This window comes from Halomonas sp. ND22Bw, assembly GCF_003011945.1.
In the GTDB taxonomy this organism is placed as follows: Bacteria; Pseudomonadota; Gammaproteobacteria; order Pseudomonadales; family Halomonadaceae; genus Halomonas; species Halomonas halophila.
In genome coordinates this window covers 1-316 of record NZ_PXWD01000505.1, presented here as the reverse complement: position 1 = coordinate 316, position 316 = coordinate 1, and the positions used below count along the sequence as shown (strand labels likewise).

General features: G+C 75.9%; 1 protein-coding gene. It reads right to left on the bottom strand.

The features are described from left to right. A partial coding sequence (locus CVH10_RS19125; protein ID WP_219924845.1) for a PhoH family protein occupies positions 1-316 on the bottom strand: 316 nt, incomplete at both ends.

The window sequence follows — 316 nt, the reverse complement described above, 5'->3', positions numbered from 1 at the left end:
CAGCAGGTCCAGATAGGCGGCCTGCGCCTTGGTCTTGGGCACGATGGCGCCGCGCTTGCCGCCCGGCAGGGACACGCCCGCCGCCGCCATGCCCGGCGTTCCTCGCCCCCCGCGCGCCTGACCGACCGCCGCGCGGACATCCGCCTCGGTGACCTCGGCGCCCAGGGCCGCGCGCTTGGCCAGATCCTCGATCACCCGGCGGGCGTCGGACCGGTCGCGCGTGCCGCCATTGACCGAGACCCCGCCGCCCGGCGCCTCGACCAGCACCTTGAAGGCGTCCTCGATCAGGGCGACGTGGCGGCTGTTCGGCCCGATG